Raw genomic sequence first — 21,375 nt, 5'->3', positions numbered from 1 at the left:
TCCGCTTAAGTGCGGCTCCCGGCAATTTTTTCAAGGAGGTCACGGGCCTGATCCTGCGCGGTGCGATCTGCGGGATAAAGATCGAGATAGGCCTGCCACACCTTCAGGGCGGCCTCGTCGCGCCCTTCCATGGTGAGGATGCCGGCCAATCCGGACAGCGCGCCGAGATGGCGCGGCTCGATGGCCAGCGTCTTGCGAATGTCCGAGACGGATTTGCGGTTGTTGCCGAGGGCGAAATGCAGCGTGGCACGCAAATTGTAGCCTTCCGCATAGTCGGGACGAAGAATCGTGACCTGGTCGATATAGTCGAAGGCGGCGGCATTTTGTCCCGCGGCGATGGCGGTCGCGGCCCGTCCCATCAGCAGATCCACGGTGGCGCTGTCCGATTCGGTGAGGACGGCGCGAATCTCTCCGGCAATGGTCTTGGCCGAATCCGGATTGCCCTCGCGCTTCAGCCTGGCGAAGAGCTCGTCGAGGCGGGTTTCCCGCGGCGCCAGGGTGAGGCTGCCCGTGCCCGGTGGCGGCTGCAGTTGCGGCGCCTCGATGACATCCGCCTGCGGCGCCTCTTCATCGGCAAGGGCCGGAGAGGCGAGCGGAATCAGGGCTGCGAGAAGAAGAGGTGTAATAGGAAAACGCATGGCGGACATCATAGCCCGCCATGCGTAAGGTTCCAACAGTTTAATGCACCTTGCCGGTGCAGGCAGCCGGAGAGACCGGCCGCGCAATCAGCCCTGACGGGCCTTGAAGCGCGGGTTCTGCTTGTTGATGATGTAGACGCGGCCCTTGCGGCGCACGATGCGGTTGTCGCGGTGACGGGCCTTGAGCGACTTGAGCGAATTCTTGATCTTCATTTTTCTGATCCGCGATGTTTGACGGGGAACTCGACATTCGCCCGGGAACTGTGAAACTTCAAAGCGTGCTCGTGCCCGCTTCCTTGGGTTGGCAGGCAATTACCTGTTTGACCCTTTTCTGTCAACCGCTTCGGGGCGTGAATCCGGCCCGCGCGGTGGATGAACCCGCGCTTTTATGCCGTCTTGCGGCCGGAAAGTACGGTAACATGCCCCATCTTGCGGCCCGGCCGCGCCTCGGTCTTGCCATAGAGATGGACGAGGGAATCGTCCCGCTTCAGCCAGCTGGGCACGTCGTTCATGTCGTCGCCGATCAGATTCTGCATGACACAGTCTGAATGACGCTGCGGATTGCCGAGCGGCAGGCCGGCAATGGCGCGGATATGCTGTTCGAACTGCGAGATGACGCAGGCAGCCTCCGTCCAGTGGCCGGAATTATGCACGCGTGGCGCGATTTCGTTGGCGACCAGCGATCCATCGGCCAGCACGAAGAATTCCATGCCCACCACGCCCACATAGGAAAGCTCGTTGAGCAGTTTTTCCGCGGCACGCTTTGCAGCCTCCGCGGTGTCTGCGCCGATTGCGGCCGGCAGGGTGGATGTATGGAGAATACCGTTCCGGTGCACGTTTTCAGCCGGATCGTAGGCGGAGACCGTACCGTCAGTCGCGCGCGCCGCGATGACCGAGATTTCCCGCACGAAGGGGACGAAGCTTTCGAGAATGAGAGGCACCGCGCCCAGCGCAGCATAACCGCCCTCGGGGCTGTCCTCGGGGCCGCGATAGACCTTCTGTCCCTTTCCGTCATAGCCGAGGCGACGGGTCTTCAGCACGCCCTTGTGGCCGAAGGCGGCAAGCGCCTCCTTCAGGTCCGCATCGCTGTCGATGGCCCGGAAATCGGCGGTCGGGATGCCGCAGGCATTGAGGAAGCGTTTCTCCGTCAGGCGGTCCTGCGCCACTTCCAGCGCCTTCGGCGGCGGATAGACGGGCAGGCGGGCCGCGAGCCGCTCGGCGGCCGAGACGGGGACATTCTCGAATTCATAGGTTACGACGCCGGCCAGTTCCGCCAGGCGGTCGAGGGCATCGGGATCGTCGTAGGCGGCGGTGATCTGGCTGTTGGCCACCTGGGCGGCCGGGCAGTCGGCCTGCGGCTCCAGGATCACGGTGCGGAAATTCAGGCGTGCGGCAGCCATCGCCAGCATGCGGCCGAGCTGGCCGCCGCCGATAATGCCGATCGTATGGTTTTTCATCAGGCTTCGTCCATGGGATATTCGGCAACGGCATCCGTCTGACGCTCGCGCCATTCATCGAGGCGCTCGGCGAGCGCATCGTCATAAAGGGCAAGCACGGCGGCCGCGAGAAGGGCTGCATTGACTGCACCCGCCTTGCCGATGGCCAGTGTGCCAACCGGTATGCCAGCGGGCATCTGCACGATGGAGAGCAGGCTGTCCTGGCCGGACAGGGCCTTCGATTGCACGGGAACGCCGAAAACGGGCAGGGGGGTCATCGAGGCGCACATGCCGGGCAAGTGCGCAGCACCGCCAGCACCGGCGATAACCACCTTGAAGCCTTCGTCCCGTGCCGATTTGGCAAAACGCACCAACCGGTCCGGCGTGCGATGTGCCGACACGATACGGGCCTCGTAGGCAATGTCGAGCGCATCCAGCGTATCTGCGGCATTCTTCATGGTCTCCCAGTCGGACTGGCTGCCCATGATGATGGCGACCGGAGGTCTTTCGGTCATCTCGGTCTCCTCGGCGCGGTCAGGCAATGATGTCGGGGATGATCTGGTCTTCGAGCTTGGTGATCTTGTCCTTGATCGCCAGCTTCTTCTTCTTCATCCGCTGGATGCGCAGCATGTCGCAGCCGGTCTGGATCATGGCATTGATGGCCGCATCATAGTCCTCGTGCTCCTGCCGGAGCCGCGCCACAATCAGCCTGACTTCCGCCTGATCCTGATCCGCCATTCCTCGATCCCCATTCCAGTCTCGCGGACCATTCTGTCCGCATCCCCATGCTTTGAGCAAGCTCCTATCACCAAATACCGGTAACGGGAAGTTAGGCCTGCGGCAGAAATCGCCTTCGACAAAGCTTCATAAACGTGTCACACTCCTTTTGTTGACCACGAGCCCCGGCTCGCCCGGGCAAATAAAGAGAGGAAGGACATTCATATGACCATTGAGGCTCATCTGAAATCGCTTGAACAGAAGCATGTCGCCCTTGAAAGAGAACTCCATTCCGCCATGACATCGCCCTCTACGGACGATCAGCACATTTCGGACCTCAAGCGCCGCAAGCTTCGTTTGAAGGACGAGATGGAGCGCTTGAAGACCAGGCACTGACCGTCATGCGGATGACAGCCTGACACCATAGGAGGGTGACTAGGCAACCGAAAGAAACCTTCATCAAAGCCCGTGCCGTCGTGGTTCGTTCCGGCACAGGCGAAGGGCCTAAAGGCCAAGGCAATCAAAAGCAGCGGGGAAATCGCCCCGCATGAACCGGCAAGCGCTTCCGGGCGCAGGCATCGATCTGCACAAGGATCGGCCGGTCGTTCTCACAACCATCGGCGGCATACCCCCGCCTGGGGCGAAAGCCCGCCGATGGCCTTGAGGGCGGTGTTGCAACCTCATCTCCAAAATCAGGGTTCTGCCCAGAACTGGTCCAGCCACAGGATCAAACGGTCGAAGCCGCGCGGGTTGATGCCATAGAAGCGCCGCGTACCTTCCTGGTGGACCGTTACCAGCCCGCAGTCCAGAAGCGCTTTCAAATGTTGGGAAACCGCCGGGCGGCTGATGGGGAGGCCCTCCGCCAGCACGGATACGGTCTTTTCACCGCGCCGCAATTCCTCGAGCAACAGCCGGCGGTGCGGATCGGCAATCGCGCTGAATGGATCGATGCTGGACATGGCCTTGGCTCTCATCCCCCGCGCCGTGCCCGGGAAAAGGCGCGGCGGAAGGCGAGACTAGCGGAGTTTTTGCAGCGCGAAAAGATATCTTTTGCGGGTGCTAAGAGGGTCAGCCCGGCAGCCCGCTGATGAAGAGGCGCAGGCCCGCCAGAAGCGCCATGCCATACATGACAGGATAGTAGGTTTCCGGGCGCATGCGCTTGACAATCCAGGCGCCGGCCATGGTGGCAAAAGGCGCAAAGGGCAGGAGCGTCAGCGAAATCCAGAGATTTTCCGTATCGATCTGGCCGAGCGAGGCATAGGCCCCGAGTTTGACCAGATTGAGCACCGCGAAGAAGCGGACGGAGGTGCCGGTGAACGCCTTGGGATCGAGTCCGAGTGGCAAGGCATAGATCTGGAAAGGCGGGCCGCCCGCATGGGTGACGAAGCTGGTATAGCCGGACAGCGTGCCCCAGAAGCCGGCAGCCGCCCGGTTCGGCTGCTTCGCGGCGATGATCGTGCCGCGCGCGGCGCGCAGCCGGTTATAGAAATAGCGCAGCGCAAAAAGGACCGTCATGGCTCCGATCAGAAGCCGGAGGATCGCTCCCGGAACCATGGCCGCCGTTGCCCAGCCGATGCCGATCCCCAGCATCGCGCCCGGCAGCATGCTCAGAAGCAGGGGGGTATTTCCGTGCTTTCGCCAGATGAACAGCGACACCCAGTCCATGAAGATCAGCACGGGCAGCAGGATGGCTGCAGCCTTGACCGGTGAAATGACGAAGGCCAGCAGCGGAACCCCCATCATGGACAAGGCCTCGCCCATGCCGCCTTTTGTGAGGCCCACGAGGATAACGGCGGGGATGGCAGTCAGATAAAAGGCGGTGTCCGGCGTCATGGAGAGTTGATCCTTTGGCAGGAGAGGTCTATCGGATTCCGGATAAAGACACGAGGGCGTCCAGGGCTGTATCCGGCCATTCGGGACGACGATCCAGAGAAAATTGCCATGAGCTCACCAGAAGACCGTTGCCGCCTCGTTCTGATCCTGCCCGAAGAAGCCGGGGAAGATGGTGGCGTGGCCGCCCTTTCCGCCGCCCTCAAGGGTGGCGATGTGGCCTCCGTCATCCTGCCGCAATACGGGTTTTCCGATGCGGAGTACCAGAAGCGGGCGCAGGCGCTCGTGCCGCTCATCCAGGATGCCGGTGCGGCGGCCCTTTTGTCAGGCGACAGCCGGGTGGCGGGCCGGGTCAAGGCGGACGGACTTCACATCGAGGGGAAAGCTCCGGATCTCGCCGAGGCCATGGAACGGCACAGCCCGAAAATGATCGTGGGCGGTGGCGGGGCCACCGAGCGCCACGCGGCGCTGGAACTCGGCGAATGCCGGCCCGACTATGTGTTCTTCGGCAAGCTGGATGGCGATATCAAGCCGGAGGCCCATCCCAAGAATCTGGCCCTTGGCGAATGGTGGTCTTCGATGATCGAGATTCCCTGCATCGTCATGGGCGGCACCTCGGTCGATTCGGCGCTGGCGGTGGCCGAGGCAGGCGCGGAATTCGTGGCGCTTCGCGAGGCGATTTTCTCAGCGCCGCAGGGTACGGCTGCCGCCGTTGCCGAAGTGAATGCGCTTCTTGACGAAAAAGCGCCACGGTTTGCTGATTGAGACCAGGGCATGAGCCGCTTCGCACCCTATATCGGACCTGTTCTTGCCGCCGGCCTCGTTTCGGGAAGCCTCGGCATGCCTGCGCTTGCCGTGGATACGGTGGTCAACCGGCCGGTGGGCGATGCGGCAACCGATCTGAAGCAGGGGCGCGTCCAGCCCGAAAACAATGCGCTCGAGCGCATGAACGGCAACGCGCAGAAGCTGATGCCGCCGGATGCGGACCAGCAGCGCAAGAAGGATGGCGGCCTGACGCTTCTGGAGCGGATGGGCGCCGACCTGCCCCCTCTGCCGCCGGAAAAGGAATATAAGGGGCCGATCGATGAGGCCTATGGGGCCTATCAGCTCGGCCTCTTCCTCACCGCCATGGAAAAAGCCCTGCCGCGCGCGCAGCTGGGCGATGCAGCGGCGCAGACGCTGATCGGCGAATTGCTGTCCAACGGGCTTGGCGTCAAGCGTGATCCGAAGGCTGCCGCCTTCTGGTACCAGCAGGCTGCCGACCACGGCGATCCCGCTGCCATGTTCAAATATGCCCTCCTGTTGATGGAAGGCACGGTCGTCAAGAAGGACAAGGCCAAGGCGGACGTGCTGATGAAAAAGGCCGCCGATCTGGGCAATGCTTCGGCCGCCTTCAATTATGCGCAGGTGGTGGTGGGCGATCATCCGGGGCCGGACGGGCTCAAGATGGCCTTGCCCTATTATCTGAAATCGGCCGAGCAGGGCATTGCCGATGCGCAATATGCCGTTTCGCAGATCTATATGGCGGTCGAGGATCTCGGTGCCGACCGCAAGCTGAAGGCCCTGACCTGGATCGAACGGGCGGCCCGGGCCGGCTTCGATACGGCGCAGCTCGATCTCGGCCTCTGGCTCGTCAACGGCACTGCCGGCCCGCGCGACGCCAAGGCGGGCTTCGAATGGCTGAAGATCGCGGCCGAGCGCGGCAATATCTCGGCTGCCAACAAGGTGGCCCATCTTCTGATCGAGGCGATCGGCACCCGACCCGATCCGGTCGAGGCGGCGAAATGGTATGTCATCTCCCGCCGCGCCGGTCTTGCCGATCCGGGGCTTGAGGACTTTTTCCTCGGCATCGAGGACGACAAGCAGCAGAAGGCCATCGCGCTTGCCGATGCCTTCCGGCCACGCCGATGAGCCTGGAGGATCCTGCGGCTTTGGCCGATTTCGATTGTCAGAGCTGCGGTGCCTGCTGTGCCTACAGCGCCGAATGGCCGCGTTTTTCGCTGGAAAGCGAGGAGGCTCTGGCGCTCATTCCCGAAGCCTTCGTCGCCGCGGACCTCTCCGGCATGCGCTGCGAGAACGATCGCTGTCTCGCCCTCGGCGGGGAAATCGGCAAGCATGTGGCCTGCACCATCTATGCCGTTCGCCCCGAGGTCTGCCGCGCCTGCATGCCGGGCGATCCCGAATGCCTGATGGCGCGGGCGGCGCATGGCATCGGGCAGGCGGCCTGACTGCCCGTTCCAGCCGTGCACTGCCCACATATCGGCCCTGCACGGGGCCAAGACCGCCCCGGCCCCTTGAATTCGCGCGCGTTTTGTGGTCTTGAGGCGGCAATATCTCGTATTGCTGGTCTCCACCCGCCGCGCTGCCCGGCTGCGCTGGCCTGACCGGACTGCTTTCAAGGAAAACCCACGCAATGGCTCGTTCAGCACTTCTCAATGTCATGGTTCAGGCTGCCCTCAAGGCGGGCAAGTCGCTTTCGCGCGATTTCGGCGAGGTGCAGAACCTTCAGGTCTCGCTGAAGGGGCCCGGCGATTTCGTGTCGCAGGCCGATCGCAAGGCCGAGAAGATCATCCATGACGAGCTGATGAAATCCCGCCCGACCTACGGGTTCCTCGGTGAGGAAAGCGAAGAGATCAAGGGCACGGACGGGGCGCATCGCTGGATCGTCGATCCGCTCGACGGCACGACCAACTTCCTGCATGGCATTCCGATCTTCGGCGTGTCGATTGCGCTCGAGCGCAACAACGAGATCGTCGCCGGCGTCATCTACAATCCGGCCATGGACGAGCTTTACACCGCCGAGCGCGGCGGCGGCGCCTTCCTGAACGACCGCCGCCTGCGCGTTGCCTCGCGCCGGTCGCTCTCGGATGCGGTCATTGCCTGCGGCGTTCCGCATCTCGGCCGCGGCAATCACGGCAAGTTCCTGGTGGAACTGCGCCATGTGATGGGCGAAACCGCCGGCGTACGCCGCTTCGGCGCCGCCTCCATCGATCTCGCCTATGTGGCGGCAGGCCGTGTCGACGGCTACTGGGAGAACGACCTTTCGGCCTGGGACATCGCGGCCGGCATCGTGCTGATCCGCGAAGCGGGCGGCTATGTCTCCGATTTCAACGGCGGCACGAACATCCTCGAAACCGGCACCGTGCTTGCCGGCAACGAGCTGATCCACAAGGCGCTGCTCGAAGTGACGCACCGCCCGGTTCCGGCGCGCTGATCTTTCTGCGGATCTTCCGTGGCCTTAAAGAAAAGGCGATGCCCCCTGCGGGCATCGCCTTTTTGTCATGGTCCGGCGCGATAAGGGGCGATGGCAGCGCGCCTGATCGGAACGATTGCAGCGGTCAATGCATTCCCCTCCAAGGTGGGTTTCGCCGCCAATAGGGTGAGGATGAATGCGTTTCCCCGGCGAGAACTGTTTCATTTTCGGGCGGCTCTGGGTTAGGCTTTTGCCAATTGACCAATTGCGTCGCACGAAACACTTCGGGATCTCCATCGCATGAACATCGATCCTACCATTTCAGGCGCGGCCGATGCCCGCCCGGGCCGCTACGGGAAGAAGCTTTCCAGCCCGATGCCGGTCTTCTGGACGATGATCCTTTTCCTGATCATCATCGCTTTCATTGCCGCCATTCTTTACCGCCAGATCCATACGGCCTTCATCGCCAATCCCGGCCTCAACGGACTGATCCTGGGTGTCGAGCTGATCGGCATCATCCTGGTTTTCTCCCATGTGCTGGGGCTCCGGCCCGAGGTGACCTGGTTCAACAGCTTCCGCGCCGCCGGCCATGCGGACCGGGTGGGGCGCGAGCCGAAGCTTCTCGCGCCCATGCGAGCCCTGATCGGCAATCAGGAGACGATGGCGATCTCGACGGCGGCGCTTCGCTCGATCCTCGATTCGATTGCCACGCGCCTTGACGAGACGCGGGACATTTCCCGCTATCTTATCGGCGTCCTGGTGTTTCTCGGCCTGCTCGGCACCTTCTGGGGTCTTCTCGGAACCATTGCCTCGATCAACCAGGTGATCCAGACCCTGGACCCCGGAACGGGCGATGCCTCCGCCGTGCTGCTGTCGCTGAAGGAAGGCTTGTCGGCGCCGCTCTCCGGCATGGGTACGGCCTTTTCCTCCTCGCTTCTCGGTCTTTCCGGGTCGCTGATCCTCGGCTTTCTCGATCTGCAGGCCGGCCGTGCCCAGAACCGCTTCTACACCGAGCTGGAAGACTGGCTGTCCTCGGTCACCGACGTGAACAGCGACCGCGCGCCCGCCGCAGGACCGGTGCAGGCCGCGCCCGTCGAGGAGCTTCGCGCCATCACCGAGCAGCTCGAGCGGCTTTCGGTGGAAGGCGGCGATTCCGGCAGGCTCTCCGAAGCCACCGCCCATTTGGCGGAAGGCATTCAGGGGCTGGTGAAGACCATGCGCGGCGAACAGCAGATGCTGCGCAACTGGATCGAGGCCCAGCAGGAGGAAACCAAGGCCATGCGCCGTACGCTGGACAAGCTCGCCGACCGGCTGAAGGAGCGCTGATCCATGGCGCTTTCCCGCAATCGCCGGACCCAGCGCAGCATCGACTACTGGCCGGGCTTCGTGGATGCCCTCTCGACGCTGCTGCTGTCGATCATGTTCCTGTTGACGGTCTTCGTGCTCGGGCAGTTCCTGCTCAGCCGCGAGATTTCCGGCAAGGACGAGGTGCTAACGCGTCTTAACAGCCAGATCAACGAATTGACGCAGGCACTGGCACTGGAGCGCAACGGCAAGCAGGACCTCGAAGATTCGCTCGCGGCGCTGCAATCCTCGCTCGCTGCTTCCGAAAGCGAACGCAGCCGGCTGCAGCAATTGCTGACCGCCGGAAGCGGCGGGGCCGATGCCGCGCAGGCCCGGATCGGCGTTCTTTCCGACAGTCTCGATGCCGAGAAGAAGATCAGTGCCCGGGCGATGAGCCAGGTGGAACTGCTCAATCAGCAGATCGCCGCGCTGCGCAGCCAGATCGCCGCCGTCGAACAGGCGCTGCAAGCGGCGGAAGCGAAGGACCAGGCGTCACGCACCAAGATCGCCGATCTCGGTCACCGGCTGAATATCGCGCTTGCCCAGCGGGTGCAGGAGCTTAACCGCTACCGCTCCGATTTCTTCGGGCGGCTGCGCGAGATCCTCTCGGATCGGCAGAACATCCGCATCGTCGGCGATCGCTTCGTCTTCCAGTCGGAAGTGCTGTTTCCCTCGGGCGCCAATGTGATGAACCCGGAAGGCGAGGTGGAAATGCAGAAGGTGGCGGATGCCATCGTCGAGCTTTCCAAGGAAATCCCGCCGGAGATCAACTGGGTCCTGCGGGTCGACGGGCACACGGACAATGTGCCGCTGTCGGGCACGGGCAAGTTTGCGGACAACTGGGAGCTTTCCTCCGCGCGTGCCACGTCGGTGGTCAAGTTCCTGATCTCCAAGGGCGTACCCGCCGACCGGCTGGCGGCGGCGGGCTTCGGCGAGTTCCAGCCGATTGCCGAAGGCGATAGCCCGGAGGCGCGGGCGGCCAACCGGCGCATCGAACTGAAACTGACGGAAAAATAACGGAAGGGCCGCGCCGCATTTGCGGTTGCTACCGGTGCAAGGCCCGAATTACCTTTGCGTCAACGGTAGTCGGAGGAGGCCACCCACATGGATGTCGATGTCGTAGTGGTCGGGGCAGGTCTTGCCGGTCTGGTGGCGGCCACGGAGGCTGCTTCCAGAGGACTTCAGGTTCTGGTGGTCGATCAGGAAGGTCCGCAATCCCTCGGCGGACAGGCCTTCTGGTCGCTCGGCGGGCTCTTCTTCGTCGACAGTCCCGAACAGCGTCGCATGGGCATTCGCGACAGCCATGCGCTGGCGTTGCAGGATTGGCTGGGTTCGGCCGCCTTCGACCGCCCGGAGGACTTCTGGCCACGGCGCTGGGCGGAGGCCTATCTGGATTTTGCCGCCTCCGAAAAGCGCGCCTGGCTGCACCAGCTGGGCATGCGCTGGTTTCCCGTCGTCGGCTGGGCGGAGCGGGGCGGCGGGCTTGCCACCGGACACGGCAATTCCGTGCCGCGCTTTCATGTAACCTGGGGCACCGGCCCGGGCGTGCTGCAACCCTTCCTGACCCGCGCGGCGGAACTGGAAAAGGCCGGCCGTCTCTCCTTCCGCTGGCGACATCGCGTGGATGGCATCCTCCTTGAAAAGGGCGCGGCCGTCGGCATTCACGGCGTCACCCTGAAAGCGGACGATGCGGTACGTGGCAAAAGTACCACCCGGGAGGTCGCCGGCGATTTCCGCATCGCTGCCGGAGCCGTCCTCGTCGCCTCGGGCGGCATCGGCGGCAATCACGATCTCGTCCGGACGAACTGGCCGGTGGACCGGCTCGGCACCCCGCCTGCACGCATGGTGACCGGCGTGCCCGATCATGTGGACGGGCGGATGCTCGACATTACCGCAAGGGCAGGCGGCCGCATCATCAATGGCGATCGCATGTGGCACTATACGGAAGGGCTGAAGAACTGGGACCCGATCTGGCCCGGCCACGGCATCCGCATCCTGCCGGGACCGTCTTCCTTCTGGTGCGATGCGGACGGCAACCGTTTCTCCGCCCCCGCCATGCCGGGATTCGATACGCTGGCGACACTGAAAGCCATCCGGGCGAGGGGGCACGAACACAGCTGGTTCATCCTCACCAAGGCGATTATCAAGAAGGAATTCGCGCTTTCGGGTTCGGAGCAGAATCCGGACCTGACGGGCAAGGATATTCCGCTTCTGCTGAAGCGCCTCGGCAAGGAGCCGCCCGGGCCGGTTCGGGCCTTCATGGAGAATGGGGAGGATTTCCTCGTCGGCGGAACGCTGGAGGATCTGGTGGCGCGGATGAATGCGCTGGAGCCCGGCCACAGGCTCGACGCCGCCCATCTGCGGCGTCAGATCGAGGCGCGGGATCGCGAGATCGACAACCGATTCTCCAAGGATGCGCAGGTGACGGCCATCCGCGGCGCGCGCGGCTATCTGGGCGACCGGCTGATGCGCACGGCCAAGCCGCATCGCCTGCTCGATCCCGCCGCCGCGCCGCTGATAGCGGTCAGGCTTCACATTCTCACCCGCAAGACGCTGGGCGGGCTTGAGACGGATCTTTCCGCCCGGGTCCTCTCGCTCAACGGCGAATATGTGCCCGGCCTCTATGCCGTCGGCGAGGCCGCCGGATTCGGCGGCGGCGGCATGCATGGCTACAGCGCGCTTGAAGGCACCTTCCTCGGCGGCTGCCTCTTCTCGGGCCGCATCGCGGGGCGGGCCGTGGGGAATTGACATATTTTGTAAAATGTAAATTGACATTGTACAATTGAGAGCTACAATGATCCTGTCTTTTCGTCACAAGGGTCTTCAGGTTTTCTATGAAAAGGGTGATGGCACGCGTCTTCCTCCCGACATGCTGGGGAAGATACGACTCGTCCTTTCGGTTCTGGATGTTGCGGGGCGGGTGGAGGATCTCGATCAGCCTGCCTTTCGCCTCCATGCGCTGCGGGGTGACCTGAAGGGCCGTTGGGCCGTGACTGTCCGCGCGAACTGGCGGATCACATTTCGATTCGAATCCGGGGACGCCTTCGACGTGGATTTCCTGGACTATCATTGAAGGAGCAAGCCATGCGGCAACCGTCCCATCCCGGAGCGCTGATTGCGGCCAATCTGGATGCACTTGGCCTTTCGACGGCGCAGGGAGCCAAAGCGCTTCAGGTCACGCGGCAGCAATTGCATAATGTGGTCACGGGCCGAAGCGCGGTCTCGCCGGAGATGGCCCTTCGGCTCGAGCGCGCCTTTGGCGGTGAAGCCGAGATGTGGCTGAGAATGCAGGCGGCGCATGATCTGGCCCACCTGCGCGACAATAGCGAACTTGAAGGAATCCGCCGCCTGATACCGGAGCCGGACTGAGTTCGGCCCCGGAAAAGCTCAGATGCCGTCGGCTTCGAAGGCGCGGGCGCCTTCGTCGAACTGCAGGCGGGCAAGCTTGGCATAGAGACCGCCAAGGCGGATCAGACTTTCATGGGTGCCTTCCTCGACGATATGGCCCTGATCGAGCACGAGGATGCGGTCGGCCTTGAGCACGGTCGCCAGGCGGTGGGCGATCACGATGGTGGTCCGGTCGCGCATCAGGCCGTCGAGCGCCTTCTGCACCAGCGTTTCGCTTTCCGCATCGAGTGCCGAGGTGGCTTCGTCGAGCAGCAGGACGGGCGCGTTCTTCAGGATGGCGCGGGCAATGGCGATGCGCTGCCGCTGGCCGCCGGAGAGCGTCACGCCGCGCTCGCCCACTTCCGTGTCGAAGCCCTGGTCCAGTCTGAGGATGAATTCCTCCGCCTGCGCCGCGCGGGCAGCCGCCTCGATATCGGCGCGCTTCGCGTCCGGCGAGCCGAAGGCGATGTTGGCGGCAATGCTGCCGGAGAAGATGGTGACATCCTGCGGCACGATGGCGATCTGGCGGCGCAGATCCTCGGGCTTCAGGTCCTTGACGTCGATTCCCTCGAACTCCACCCGGCCGGCGGTCGGATCGTAGAAGCGCAGCGCCAGGCCGAAGATCGTGCTCTTGCCGGCGCCGGACAGGCCGACGATCGCCACGGTCTCACCCGGTTCGATGCGGAAGGAAAGGCCGGAGAGCGTTTCCTTGCCCGGACGCGACGGATAGGCAAAGCGCACATTGCGGAATTCCACGCTGCCGGTCACGGGCACCGGGAGCGCCTTCGGCTGGGCGGGTGCGCGGATGGCGGGGACTTCCCCGAGAAGTTCGTTCAGCCGTTCGGCCGCGCCGCTCGCCTGGGCGAATTCGCCCCAGACTTCCGAGAGCGCGCCGAGCGAGCCGCCGGCAATCACCGAATAGAGCAGGAACTGGCCGAGCGTGCCGGCGGACATGGTGCCGGCCAGCACCAGATTGGCGCCGTACCAGAGCACGCCGACAACGCTGCCGAAGACGAGCGCGATGGCAAAGCCGGTCAGGAAGGAGCGCGACTTGATTGCGGCGCGGGCGGCTTCATAGGCGTTTTCCACAGCCCCGGCATAGCGGCCATCCGCGATGGATTCCGAGGTGAAGGCCTGCACGGTGCGGGTGGCGCCGATGGTCTCGCCGGCAAAGGCGGAGGCTTCGGCCAGCATATCCTGTGCATTGCGCGAGCGCGAGCGCACCGAACGGCCAAAGGCGACCAGCGGGAAGACGATGAGCGGAATGGAGGCCAGCACCAGCCCCGAAAGCTTCGGGCTCGTCACCACCATCATGCCGATGGCGCCGAGACAGAGAATCGTGTTGCGCAGCGCCAGCGAAGCGGTGGCGCCCACCGCGGACTTGATCTGTGTCGTGTCCGCCGTCAGGCGCGAGACGATCTCGCCCGACTGGTTGACGTCGAAAAAGGCGGGGGACAGCTTCACCACATGGGCAAAGACATCGCGGCGGAGATCGGCGACGATCCGCTCGCCGATGGTGATGACGAAGTAGTAGCGAAGCGCGCTGGCGAGCGCCAGAATCACCGCCAGGACAACCAGAAGGCCGAAGGTGCCGTTGATTTCCGCGCTGTTCTGCCGCTGGAAACCATGATCCACCATCTGGCGTACGGCGGCCGGCAGAGCCAGCGTGGTGGCGGCGGCGAGCGCCAGAAACACCAGCGCCCCGGCGGCCAGAGCGCGGTAGCGCAGAATGTAAGGCACCAGCACCATCAATGGCTTCATGGAGCGGCGGCGCTGCACTTCTTGTTCAGACATGTCTTCTTGTTTCCGGCGTCCCGCGGAAGCTTGTTTCTCAGCCTACCGGGGCTCTTGTTATCCCTTGCGCCTTCATGTATAGGCACGGCATCGAATTGGGAAGCCGTAGCCCATGGCGGACTGCGGCTTTGTTTATTCAATCGGTCCGGCGCCTGCAATGGGTTGCGGCAAAAGGACCCTGGCACCGCAGGAAGATTGTTATGAAGGCGAATATCCATCCCGACTACCACATGATCAAAGTGGTCATGACCGATGGCACCGAGTACGAAACCCGTTCGACCTGGGGTTCCGAAGGCGCTGTCATGAACCTCGAAATCGATTCCCATTCCCACCCGGCATGGACCGGCGGCAACCAGCAGCTCATGGACCGCGGTGGCCGCGTTTCCAAGTTCAACAAGCGTTTCTCCGGCCTCGGCCTCTAAGGTCCGCTTGCGGTATCCGCAGATTTCGAAAAGCCCGGACAGCGATGTCCGGGCTTTTTGCATGTCTCAACGGAGCGTTTCGCAAAGAGCGCTTCCACCGATGGGCCGGTTACCCGGCAGGATCGCTTTCCCGCGTGGGGACCGGACAAAAGAAAAGGCCCCCCGCGAGGGGAGCCAGTGAGATCCGGATAGATTTGATTGATCAACGGGAGCGTCTTGCCGTGGAGGCAAAGGCGCTCCTTTCCTTATGATCTTCCTGTGCCGATGCAGGGGGCATCATGCCCGCCGGCGGCGGTCGGTCGCTCAGTGTACGTTGAAGGCGGTGCGCAGCAGGCTCAGCTGGGCCTGGACGCTGTTTTCATTGTCCGACTGCATGGTGGTGTCGGCCGGACGGTAGATTTCGCGGTCAAGAAGGGCAACGCGGTTCTGCAGGCGCAGAGAGCGCTCGATCAGATCGCGGAAGGCTTCCGGCAGATCGTTCCAGCCGGGGGCGTTGCGGTCGACGTTGAACGAGTCGAGGCGAACCTTGCGCTTTTCGGTCAGCACCTGATCGCGGGTCATTTCGCCATTGTTAACGGCGCGCTGCAGGAGCAGCCAGGACGCCATCTGCATCAGGCGGGTGGTGAGCCGCATGGATTCGGCCGCATAAAGAACCGAGGCCATGCGCGGCAGAACCTTCGCCGCGGCGCGGCCGGTGCCGTCGAGATAGCTGGCGGTTTCCTCAACCAGGGCCATGCCTTCCGTGTACAGCGACTTGAACTGCGACGAAGAGGCGATGCGCCCTGCGAAGCTGATCGTATTCAGGCCAAGTTCGGACATCTCTATTTCCCTGTGAAACGCACCACAATATTCAGGTAACGGGAAAGCGGGTACTCGGTTCCGCTCTCTTTCGATGGCCTAAACATGATCCGTTTACAGGCAAACCGCAAGGCGTTTATTAAGAAAGGGTTAATTCCCACAGTTTTACATAAGTTGTCCAAGACTTAAATAAAAAAAGAGCCGCTGGATAGCGGCTCTCAAGGTAAAACAGGGAGAAAATCAGACCAATCCTCCTGGCGGAGGAGAAGGCTGAGTCCAGAAAGTCTGGATATGCGCAGAATGTGCCTGAAAACCTAATCTATGGTTAACAAAACCCGTTGGGGACAAGGTAAATTTTATGAATAGCAGATAATTGTTGTTTCAGTTTTTCGGGCGGAAAAACGACTCGGCAGCTGCCAGCCCGCTCATCTTTTTTTGCCGTTCGGCGGAAAGACGGCCGATCTCCGCCTCCAGAAGGGCGATCCGTTCCCCCAGCTCGTCGGCGGAGAGAAGGGTCAGATCGCAGCCGATCTCGTGTTCCTTTTTCTTCTGCGGGCGGTCGTCGTCAAACAGGCTCATATGGCGGCTCCTGCGCTTTCCACGATATCCGGGTCCGCTGCATGGTCCGGCAGCGGCGCGGCGCGGGGATTGAGCGTCAGGCTTTCGGGCGTTGTCAAGGGGCCGGCGGAGGTGGCGGTATAGGTCTCGCGCGCCTCGACGGGGACCGCCTTGCGGATGCGGCTGCGGATCATCGCATAGATGACGAGCGCCACATGGGAGAGACCGGTGACCAGGAAGAGCGAGTAGGGGCCGAGCGCGGTCATGACCGGGCCGCCGATGGTGGGGCCGATCACCGTGCCGATGCCGTAGAGCAGCAGCAGGCCGCCCGAAACCTTGACGAAATCCTCGGACGAAGCGTGGTCATTGGCATGGGCCACGGCGATGGAATAAAGCGCATTGGCCGTCGCGCCATAGATGGCGATCATCGCCACCAGCGTGGTCACGTCGCCCGGATGGAGAATGACGACCATGAGGCCGGCCAGTGCTGCCAGTCCCGAAAGCACGATCAGCACATAGCGGCGGTCCATGCGGTCCGAAATGCGCCCGGCGGGCAGCTGCATCACCGCGCCGGCAAAGATGGTGGCGCTCATCATCAGGGCGATCGAGCCCTGGCTCAGCCCGGCCTTCGCCCCGAAGACGGCACCGAGCGTGCCGAAGGCGCCGTTGGCAATGCCGATCAGCAGAATGCCGACGAAGGATACGGGCGAGTTTCGGTAGAGCGCCGGAAGGTCGAGCTTGACGGATTTGAGGGGCTGCGGGGTCGCGGCATTCGAAAGGGTGGTCGGCAGCATGGCGACGCAATAGAAGATGCCGCAGATCATGAAGAGAACGGGCGTCATCACATCCGCGAACGGCACCACGAGCTGGCCCCCGACCGCGCCGATCAGGGTGATCGTGACATAGAGCGAGAAGATCATGCCACGGCTCTTGTTGGTGGCGCGCTCGTTCAGCCAGCTTTCGATGATCATCGAGGTGCCGGCGGTGGAAAACCCGGTGACGGCGCGCAGCGCGATCCACCAGATCGGATCGACCAGAATGCCGGTCAGAAGCGCAATGATCGCGATCAGCGCGATGAATCCCGAAAAGGCCCGTACATGGCCGATGCGCCGCACCAGTTGCGGCGCCAGAAGACAGCCGAGCACGAAGCCGCTGGCCCAGGAGGTGCCGAGCAGACCGAGATCGGTGGTGGGATAGCCTTCCGCCGCACCGCGCACCGGCAGCAGCAGACCGTGCAAGCCATTGCCGAGATAAAGGAAGAGCGTGCCGACCAGAAGGGCAAGGACGGGCAGGATGTTGCTCTTGAAAGCGGCGGGCATGGGCAGGTCCTGACGGGCGGTTTTGAATTTCGGGCGAGGTCCGGCAAAATTACGATGCGGGGATGGGCCGGGCCTTGTGTCCATGCTAGCAAAAATTGACCGTGTTATGACACGGGAAAGGGAAATGCCCGCTGCGCAGCAGGGCACAGGACATGGATGCCAGGTGAATAAGTTAATCGGATTGTTTCTCGTGCTGCTGATGGCCGTGCAGCTTCTCTATCCGCTCGGTCTTCCCGGGCTGAGGCGCCGCCGCGACTTCTGGAAACTGGCCGTGCTTGCCTTCGTTCTGTGGAGCATCGTGCTGCTCGTCCGGCCGTGATAACGACCGCTGCGGGCATGAAAAAGGGGCCTTTCGGCCCCTTCCGTATTCCCGTTGTCCCTCGTCTCAGGCCGAAAGCTTGGCCATGACCTCGTCGGAGACTTCCATGTTGGAATAGACGTTCTGAACGTCGTCGTCGTCTTCCAGCGTGTCGATGAGCTTCATCAGCGACTGGGCCTTTTCCTCGTCCACCGGAACCGTGTTCTGCGGACGCCAGACGGCCTTCACGGTCTCGGCTTCGCCGAGCGTGGATTCCAGTGCCTTGGAGACCTCGCCGATATCCTCGAAGCCGCAGATGATGGTATGGCCGTCCTCGTCGGAGGTCACGTCTTCTGCGCCTGCCTCGATGGCGGCTTCCATGACCTTGTCGGCATCGCCGATGGCGGCCTTGTAGGTGATTTCGCCGACTCGGTCGAAGGAGAAGGAGACCGAGCCCGTTTCACCCAGCGCCCCGCCGGCCTTGGAGAAGGTCGAGCGGACCGAGGAAGCGGTGCGGTTGCGGTTGTCGGTCAGCGCTTCCACGATGACGGCGACGCCGCCCGGGCCGTAGCCCTCGTAGCGCACTTCTTCGTAGTTCTCCGCATCGCCGCCGGCGGCCTTCTTGATGGCGCGCTCGATATTGTCCTTCGGCATGGACTGCGCCTTGGCGTTCTGGATGGCCAGGCGCAGGCGCGGGTTCATGGCCGGATCGGCCATGCCGGTCTTCGCCGCCACGGTGATTTCGCGGGCGAGCTTGGAAAACATCTTGGAGCGGACCGCGTCCTGACGGCCCTTGCGATGCATGATATTCTTAAACTGTGAATGGCCAGCCATGGCACCCCTGTTCACGTCTTTATGGTGGGAATGGCGGCTTTATAGGCAGGAAGACCCGTTTCGTCCAGCCACGGCCGTCAAATTACGGTCATCAGGCCCAGAAGGCGGGAATGGTCTCCGCAAGCCGCGGACCGATGCGCAGGGGGGCGATCTTTTCCGCGAGCCCCGTCGCATCGGAAATGTCCACGCCGACGCCGCAGAGGGTGGCCGGGCCGTGCGCGGCCTCGAAGCGGCCCTTCGGCATCTTCGAAATGAAGCGGTTCAGCGGCTCTTCCTTTTCCATACCCAGCGAGCTGTCGTAATCGCCGCACATGCCGGCATCCGACATATAGGCCGTGCCGCCGTTGAGGATCTGGTGATCGGCGGTCGGCACATGGGTGTGGGTGCCGACGACGAAGCTCGCGCGGCCATCGACGAAATGGCCGAAGCACTGCTTCTCGCTGGTCGCTTCCGCATGGAAATCGAAGACGATCGCATCGGCCTGTTCCTTCAGCGGGCAGGCGTCAAGGATGGTCTCCGCCGCCTTGAAGGGATCATCGAGTTCAGGATGCATGAAGACCCGGCCCATGATGTTGGCGACCAGCACGCGCGCGCCATTGCGGGCATAATAGAGGCCGGAGCCCTTGCCGGGCGTGCCTTGCGGATAGTTGGCGGGCCGCAGGAACTGGTCGTGCCGCTGGCAGAAGCTCACCGCTTCCTTCTGGTCCCAGACATGGTTGCCCGTGGTCACCACATCGGCGCCGGCATTGATCGTCTCGAGGAAGATGTCTTCGGTGATGCCGAATCCGCCGGCGGCGTTTTCGCCGTTGACGATGACGAAGTCCAGCTTCAGGTCGGAGACGAGGCCGGGCAGCTTTTCCCAGACGGCGGTGCGACCGGTCTTGCCCACCATGTCGCCCAGAAACAAAAGCCGCATCGGCTCAACCCTTCCTTCAATCGAAACGCCGGTAGCCGCTTTCGGTGATGATGGCGGAAAGGCCCACATCATGCGGCTCTGCGGGCACTGATGCCACTTCCTGGCAGTCGAAGGCAATGCCGACGAGGCGCGGATTCAGGCCTTTTTTCCGCAGGCGGTCGATGGCGCGGTCATAATGGCCGGCGCCATAGCCGATCCGGTTGCCCGCCGCATCGAAGACGGAAAGGGGCATGAGCAGCAGTTCGGGGTCCAGAACCTCGGCGTCGGGACCCGGGCCACGGGTGCCGAAACCGGTGTCCACCAGCTCCGCTCCCTGCTTCAGTTCACGAAACCTGATGGTCTCCCGGTCCTCGACGATCGGCAGGCAGAGGCGCGCGCCCCGCTTTGCGAGATGATCGAGCAGGGGGCGGATATCCGCTTCCGAGCGGATCGGCATGAAACCGGAAACGATGGTGCCCGGCGCGAAAGCGAGCGCCTCGCCGAAGGTGGAAATCGCCAGCGATTTCTCAAGCCGCGCCTCCGGGTCGATCGCATCGCGCAAGGCCAGCCGCTCCTTGCGCAGCGCCGCCTTCTGTTCCTTCAAGGTCGTCATGAACGCCGGTCTCCTGTGATGTCCCAGGCTGCCTTAGTGGCGGAGAGACCGTTGGGGCGCAAGGCTTTTTCCGACATTTGCTGTCGCGCTTCCGGACTTGCCCGGCGATCGTTTCGCATCTCGCCGGGCAACGCCGCAGGCGCGCGGGATGGAGGCAACAAATTGCCCGTCCCGATTAAGGCCTCCGCAAGGATAAGGCCAAATAAAGCCGTGCCTTGCTGATCATGTAATAATTTTAAACAACAGTGTCGCTTTATATTCCGTCCATGAGAAAGAGCGGCGCCTTTCTTTTTAGCCTTCTCGATCAGGGGACAGCGGAGTGGGCATGGCATGACGAGCATTCATTTCAACAGTCGGGCCCGCAGTGCGGAGTTGCTGCTCGGCGCCGCGGATCGCGCGGTGCAGGCCTCCGAGGCGCGGTTGGCAAGCGGGCTGAAAATCGGTTCCGCACGGGACAATGCGGCCTATTGGTCGATCTCCCGCGCCATGCGCAGCGATATCGCCGCCCAGTCTGTTCTCTATGAGGGTCTCAACCAGAGCCTTGCCGTGATCGATACGGCGATGAGCGCTGCTGCGCCGGTCTTGCAGGGGCTCGTTCGTCTCAGGGAAATCTTCACGATCGGCCGGCAGGCGACTGCTGACGAAGCCACAACCTATGACCGGGAAATCCGTCAGATCGCCGATATGTTGGAAACCACGGTCAAATCTGCGTCTTTTGGCGGGGAAAACCTGCTCTATCGCACCCTGTCCGCTCCGCATACGAAGAGCTTTCTTGCCGGCTTGCAGCGTGCGAGCGACGGGTCGCTGGGCATGGCGCGCATGACGCTCGACCTCGATCAGGTGGTGCTGATCGACGAAGACAAGATCTTCGGGCTGATGTCGAAGACCTATTACGACCGGTTCAACTATACCACGGGTCGAAGGCTCTTCACCGATTATGGCGGTACGGCCTGGCTGCTTGCCTTTTACAACAGCCAGAATGGCAGTCTGTTCAATGTCGGGGGGCGCAAGGCCAATGTGGACCTGATCGAGCAGATCGAGTCGGCAGTTCGGGGTGGATTCGCGACGCTCGGCGCCTTCCAGAAGCGGCTGGAGTTGCAGCGGGATTTTCTCGACAAGCTGAACGCGACCCAGATGCGCGGCGTGGGGCGCCTGATCGATGCCGACCTGACGCAGGAGAGCGCCCGGCTGCGGGCGGAAAGGACACGCCGCCAGCTGGCGCTGCAATCGCTCAGCATCGCCAACAGCCTATCCGGGCAGGTTTTGAAGCCGTTGCTGGGTCGGCTGCGCTGACCTCGG

Annotated in this window: 27 protein-coding genes; 13 read left to right on the top strand and 14 right to left on the bottom strand. The window is 62.9% G+C overall.

Annotation, left to right across the window (positions count from 1 at the left end):
* Positions 1–5 precede the first annotated feature (5 nt).
* The 5 genes from ACT54B_RS04310 to ACT54B_RS04290 form a co-directional block, all read right to left on the bottom strand.
* Positions 6–638, bottom strand: a complete 633-nt coding sequence (locus ACT54B_RS04310; protein ID WP_476043067.1) for a tetratricopeptide repeat protein — start codon at positions 636–638, stop codon at positions 6–8.
* A gap of 87 nt (positions 639–725) precedes the next feature.
* Complete coding sequence (gene ykgO / locus ACT54B_RS04305) at positions 726–851, bottom strand: type B 50S ribosomal protein L36 (protein ID WP_183364319.1); 126 nt, start codon at positions 849–851, stop codon at positions 726–728.
* A gap of 173 nt (positions 852–1,024) precedes the next feature.
* Positions 1,025–2,095 (bottom strand): 5-(carboxyamino)imidazole ribonucleotide synthase, encoded by a 1,071-nt coding sequence (locus tag ACT54B_RS04300; RefSeq protein WP_476043065.1) that lies wholly within the window; start codon positions 2,093–2,095, stop codon positions 1,025–1,027.
* Complete coding sequence (gene purE, locus ACT54B_RS04295) at positions 2,095–2,589, bottom strand: 5-(carboxyamino)imidazole ribonucleotide mutase (protein ID WP_476043064.1); 495 nt, start codon at positions 2,587–2,589, stop codon at positions 2,095–2,097. The genes ACT54B_RS04300 and purE overlap by 1 nt, the downstream gene beginning before the upstream one ends.
* Before the next feature lie 19 nt (positions 2,590–2,608).
* Complete coding sequence (locus ACT54B_RS04290; protein ID WP_476043063.1) at positions 2,609–2,812, bottom strand: YdcH family protein; 204 nt, start codon at positions 2,810–2,812, stop codon at positions 2,609–2,611.
* Positions 2,813–3,016: 204 nt separating this feature from the next.
* Here ACT54B_RS04290 and ACT54B_RS04285 point away from each other — a divergent pair, with 204 nt between their 5' ends.
* Entirely contained in the window at positions 3,017–3,187 is a 171-nt protein-coding gene (locus ACT54B_RS04285; RefSeq protein WP_476043062.1) for a YdcH family protein, read from the top strand.
* A gap of 296 nt (positions 3,188–3,483) precedes the next feature.
* Here ACT54B_RS04285 and ACT54B_RS04280 read toward each other — a convergent pair whose 3' ends face one another.
* Positions 3,484–3,750 (bottom strand): ArsR/SmtB family transcription factor, encoded by a 267-nt coding sequence (locus ACT54B_RS04280; protein ID WP_476043061.1) that lies wholly within the window; start codon positions 3,748–3,750, stop codon positions 3,484–3,486.
* A 109-nt stretch (positions 3,751–3,859) separates the two neighbouring features.
* Positions 3,860–4,624: a sulfite exporter TauE/SafE family protein gene (locus ACT54B_RS04275; RefSeq protein ID WP_476043060.1), complete on the bottom strand. Its 765-nt coding sequence runs from the start codon at positions 4,622–4,624 to the stop codon at positions 3,860–3,862.
* A gap of 108 nt (positions 4,625–4,732) precedes the next feature.
* On the opposite strand from ACT54B_RS04275, the gene ACT54B_RS04270 reads away from it, so the two are divergent.
* The 9 genes from ACT54B_RS04270 (at position 4,733) to ACT54B_RS04230 (ending at position 12,527) form a co-directional block, all read left to right on the top strand.
* Entirely contained in the window at positions 4,733–5,386 is a 654-nt protein-coding gene (locus tag ACT54B_RS04270) for a thiamine phosphate synthase (protein WP_476043058.1), read from the top strand.
* A gap of 9 nt (positions 5,387–5,395) precedes the next feature.
* On the top strand, positions 5,396–6,532 hold the full coding sequence (locus ACT54B_RS04265) for a tetratricopeptide repeat protein (RefSeq protein WP_476043057.1): 1,137 nt from the start codon (positions 5,396–5,398) through the stop codon (positions 6,530–6,532).
* On the top strand, positions 6,529–6,849 hold the full coding sequence (locus tag ACT54B_RS04260) for a YkgJ family cysteine cluster protein (RefSeq protein ID WP_476043056.1): 321 nt from the start codon (positions 6,529–6,531) through the stop codon (positions 6,847–6,849). The genes ACT54B_RS04265 and ACT54B_RS04260 overlap by 4 nt, the downstream gene beginning before the upstream one ends.
* Positions 6,850–7,034: 185 nt before the next feature.
* The gene (locus ACT54B_RS04255) at positions 7,035–7,835 is read left to right on the top strand and encodes an inositol monophosphatase family protein (RefSeq protein ID WP_476043054.1); all 801 of its coding nucleotides are present in this window, start codon (positions 7,035–7,037) and stop codon (positions 7,833–7,835) included.
* Between the two features lie 279 nt (positions 7,836–8,114).
* The gene (locus tag ACT54B_RS04250; RefSeq protein ID WP_476043052.1) at positions 8,115–9,140 is read left to right on the top strand and encodes a flagellar motor protein MotA; all 1,026 of its coding nucleotides are present in this window, start codon (positions 8,115–8,117) and stop codon (positions 9,138–9,140) included.
* A gap of 3 nt (positions 9,141–9,143) precedes the next feature.
* Positions 9,144–10,175 (top strand): peptidoglycan -binding protein, encoded by a 1,032-nt coding sequence (locus ACT54B_RS04245; protein WP_476043051.1) that lies wholly within the window; start codon positions 9,144–9,146, stop codon positions 10,173–10,175.
* 87 nt (positions 10,176–10,262) lie between these two features.
* A complete protein-coding gene (locus tag ACT54B_RS04240) occupies positions 10,263–11,906 on the top strand; it encodes an FAD-binding dehydrogenase (RefSeq protein WP_476043050.1) in 1,644 nt (547 codons plus the stop codon).
* Between the two features lie 46 nt (positions 11,907–11,952).
* Positions 11,953–12,231, top strand: a complete 279-nt coding sequence (locus ACT54B_RS04235) for a type II toxin-antitoxin system RelE/ParE family toxin (RefSeq protein WP_476043048.1) — start codon at positions 11,953–11,955, stop codon at positions 12,229–12,231.
* Positions 12,232–12,242: 11 nt separating this feature from the next.
* The gene (locus ACT54B_RS04230; RefSeq protein WP_476043047.1) at positions 12,243–12,527 is read left to right on the top strand and encodes a HigA family addiction module antitoxin; all 285 of its coding nucleotides are present in this window, start codon (positions 12,243–12,245) and stop codon (positions 12,525–12,527) included.
* A gap of 18 nt (positions 12,528–12,545) precedes the next feature.
* On the opposite strand, the gene ACT54B_RS04225 is transcribed toward ACT54B_RS04230, so the two are convergent.
* Complete coding sequence (locus tag ACT54B_RS04225; RefSeq protein WP_476043045.1) at positions 12,546–14,339, bottom strand: ABC transporter transmembrane domain-containing protein; 1,794 nt, start codon at positions 14,337–14,339, stop codon at positions 12,546–12,548.
* Positions 14,340–14,539: 200 nt separating this feature from the next.
* Between ACT54B_RS04225 and rpmE the strand changes: the two genes are divergently transcribed.
* Positions 14,540–14,761 carry a 50S ribosomal protein L31 gene (gene rpmE, locus ACT54B_RS04220; protein ID WP_476043043.1) on the top strand — a complete coding sequence of 74 codons (222 nt, stop codon included), beginning with the start codon at positions 14,540–14,542 and terminating at the stop codon, positions 14,759–14,761.
* A 303-nt stretch (positions 14,762–15,064) separates the two neighbouring features.
* On the opposite strand, the gene rcdA is transcribed toward rpmE, so the two are convergent.
* From rcdA to ACT54B_RS04205, 3 genes are all read right to left on the bottom strand, one after another.
* Positions 15,065–15,580: a protease adaptor protein RcdA gene (rcdA, locus tag ACT54B_RS04215; protein WP_476043041.1), complete on the bottom strand. Its 516-nt coding sequence runs from the start codon at positions 15,578–15,580 to the stop codon at positions 15,065–15,067.
* A gap of 360 nt (positions 15,581–15,940) precedes the next feature.
* Positions 15,941–16,138 carry a DUF1192 domain-containing protein gene (locus ACT54B_RS04210; RefSeq protein WP_476043040.1) on the bottom strand — a complete coding sequence of 66 codons (198 nt, stop codon included), beginning with the start codon at positions 16,136–16,138 and terminating at the stop codon, positions 15,941–15,943.
* Positions 16,135–17,436, bottom strand: a complete 1,302-nt coding sequence (locus ACT54B_RS04205) for an MFS transporter (protein WP_476043039.1) — start codon at positions 17,434–17,436, stop codon at positions 16,135–16,137. Before ACT54B_RS04205 ends, ACT54B_RS04210 begins: the two co-directional genes overlap by 4 nt.
* 163 nt (positions 17,437–17,599) lie before the next feature.
* Here ACT54B_RS04205 and ACT54B_RS04200 point away from each other — a divergent pair, with 163 nt between their 5' ends.
* The gene (locus ACT54B_RS04200) at positions 17,600–17,755 is read left to right on the top strand and encodes a hypothetical protein (protein ID WP_476043038.1); all 156 of its coding nucleotides are present in this window, start codon (positions 17,600–17,602) and stop codon (positions 17,753–17,755) included.
* A 66-nt stretch (positions 17,756–17,821) separates the two neighbouring features.
* Here ACT54B_RS04200 and ACT54B_RS04195 read toward each other — a convergent pair whose 3' ends face one another.
* The 3 genes from ACT54B_RS04195 to ACT54B_RS04185 all read right to left on the bottom strand — a co-directional run bounded on the left by ACT54B_RS04195 (position 17,822) and on the right by ACT54B_RS04185 (position 20,076).
* Positions 17,822–18,568 (bottom strand): YebC/PmpR family DNA-binding transcriptional regulator, encoded by a 747-nt coding sequence (locus ACT54B_RS04195; RefSeq protein ID WP_476043037.1) that lies wholly within the window; start codon positions 18,566–18,568, stop codon positions 17,822–17,824.
* A gap of 91 nt (positions 18,569–18,659) precedes the next feature.
* Positions 18,660–19,484 carry a TIGR00282 family metallophosphoesterase gene (locus ACT54B_RS04190; RefSeq protein ID WP_476043035.1) on the bottom strand — a complete coding sequence of 275 codons (825 nt, stop codon included), beginning with the start codon at positions 19,482–19,484 and terminating at the stop codon, positions 18,660–18,662.
* 16 nt (positions 19,485–19,500) lie between these two features.
* Positions 19,501–20,076 carry a 5-formyltetrahydrofolate cyclo-ligase gene (locus ACT54B_RS04185; RefSeq protein ID WP_476043033.1) on the bottom strand — a complete coding sequence of 192 codons (576 nt, stop codon included), beginning with the start codon at positions 20,074–20,076 and terminating at the stop codon, positions 19,501–19,503.
* 330 nt (positions 20,077–20,406) lie between these two features.
* Here ACT54B_RS04185 and ACT54B_RS04180 point away from each other — a divergent pair, with 330 nt between their 5' ends.
* Positions 20,407–21,369, top strand: coding sequence for a flagellin N-terminal helical domain-containing protein (locus ACT54B_RS04180; RefSeq protein ID WP_476043032.1), 963 nt, complete (start codon positions 20,407–20,409; stop codon positions 21,367–21,369).
* Positions 21,370–21,375 lie beyond the last annotated feature (6 nt).

The organism is Gellertiella sp. DMC107, from assembly GCF_056313605.1.
This window is presented reverse-complemented; position numbering and strand designations above follow the sequence as displayed.

Coding starts and splice junctions, on each gene's coding strand:
- ACT54B_RS04300 (WP_476043065.1), bottom strand. CDS start 2,095: ATGAAAAACCATACGATCGGCATTATCGGCGGCGGCCAGCTCGGCCGC.
- ACT54B_RS04225 (WP_476043045.1), bottom strand. CDS start 14,339: ATGTCTGAACAAGAAGTGCAGCGCCGCCGCTCCATGAAGCCATTGATG.
- ACT54B_RS04245 (WP_476043051.1), top strand. CDS start 9,144: ATGGCGCTTTCCCGCAATCGCCGGACCCAGCGCAGCATCGACTACTGG.
- ACT54B_RS04310 (WP_476043067.1), bottom strand. CDS start 638: ATGCGTTTTCCTATTACACCTCTTCTTCTCGCAGCCCTGATTCCGCTC.
- ACT54B_RS04255 (WP_476043054.1), top strand. CDS start 7,035: ATGGCTCGTTCAGCACTTCTCAATGTCATGGTTCAGGCTGCCCTCAAG.
- ACT54B_RS04265 (WP_476043057.1), top strand. CDS start 5,396: ATGAGCCGCTTCGCACCCTATATCGGACCTGTTCTTGCCGCCGGCCTC.
- ykgO (WP_183364319.1), bottom strand. CDS start 851: ATGAAGATCAAGAATTCGCTCAAGTCGCTCAAGGCCCGTCACCGCGAC.
- ACT54B_RS04290 (WP_476043063.1), bottom strand. CDS start 2,812: ATGGCGGATCAGGATCAGGCGGAAGTCAGGCTGATTGTGGCGCGGCTC.
- ACT54B_RS04180 (WP_476043032.1), top strand. CDS start 20,407: ATGACGAGCATTCATTTCAACAGTCGGGCCCGCAGTGCGGAGTTGCTG.
- ACT54B_RS04250 (WP_476043052.1), top strand. CDS start 8,115: ATGAACATCGATCCTACCATTTCAGGCGCGGCCGATGCCCGCCCGGGC.
- ACT54B_RS04230 (WP_476043047.1), top strand. CDS start 12,243: ATGCGGCAACCGTCCCATCCCGGAGCGCTGATTGCGGCCAATCTGGAT.
- ACT54B_RS04240 (WP_476043050.1), top strand. CDS start 10,263: ATGGATGTCGATGTCGTAGTGGTCGGGGCAGGTCTTGCCGGTCTGGTG.
- ACT54B_RS04280 (WP_476043061.1), bottom strand. CDS start 3,750: ATGTCCAGCATCGATCCATTCAGCGCGATTGCCGATCCGCACCGCCGG.
- ACT54B_RS04195 (WP_476043037.1), bottom strand. CDS start 18,568: ATGGCTGGCCATTCACAGTTTAAGAATATCATGCATCGCAAGGGCCGT.
- rcdA (WP_476043041.1), bottom strand. CDS start 15,580: ATGTCCGAACTTGGCCTGAATACGATCAGCTTCGCAGGGCGCATCGCC.
- ACT54B_RS04275 (WP_476043060.1), bottom strand. CDS start 4,624: ATGACGCCGGACACCGCCTTTTATCTGACTGCCATCCCCGCCGTTATC.
- ACT54B_RS04190 (WP_476043035.1), bottom strand. CDS start 19,484: ATGCGGCTTTTGTTTCTGGGCGACATGGTGGGCAAGACCGGTCGCACC.
- rpmE (WP_476043043.1), top strand. CDS start 14,540: ATGAAGGCGAATATCCATCCCGACTACCACATGATCAAAGTGGTCATG.
- ACT54B_RS04260 (WP_476043056.1), top strand. CDS start 6,529: ATGAGCCTGGAGGATCCTGCGGCTTTGGCCGATTTCGATTGTCAGAGC.
- ACT54B_RS04235 (WP_476043048.1), top strand. CDS start 11,953: ATGATCCTGTCTTTTCGTCACAAGGGTCTTCAGGTTTTCTATGAAAAG.
- ACT54B_RS04205 (WP_476043039.1), bottom strand. CDS start 17,436: ATGCCCGCCGCTTTCAAGAGCAACATCCTGCCCGTCCTTGCCCTTCTG.
- purE (WP_476043064.1), bottom strand. CDS start 2,589: ATGACCGAAAGACCTCCGGTCGCCATCATCATGGGCAGCCAGTCCGAC.
- ACT54B_RS04185 (WP_476043033.1), bottom strand. CDS start 20,076: ATGACGACCTTGAAGGAACAGAAGGCGGCGCTGCGCAAGGAGCGGCTG.
- ACT54B_RS04270 (WP_476043058.1), top strand. CDS start 4,733: ATGAGCTCACCAGAAGACCGTTGCCGCCTCGTTCTGATCCTGCCCGAA.
- ACT54B_RS04285 (WP_476043062.1), top strand. CDS start 3,017: ATGACCATTGAGGCTCATCTGAAATCGCTTGAACAGAAGCATGTCGCC.
- ACT54B_RS04210 (WP_476043040.1), bottom strand. CDS start 16,138: ATGAGCCTGTTTGACGACGACCGCCCGCAGAAGAAAAAGGAACACGAG.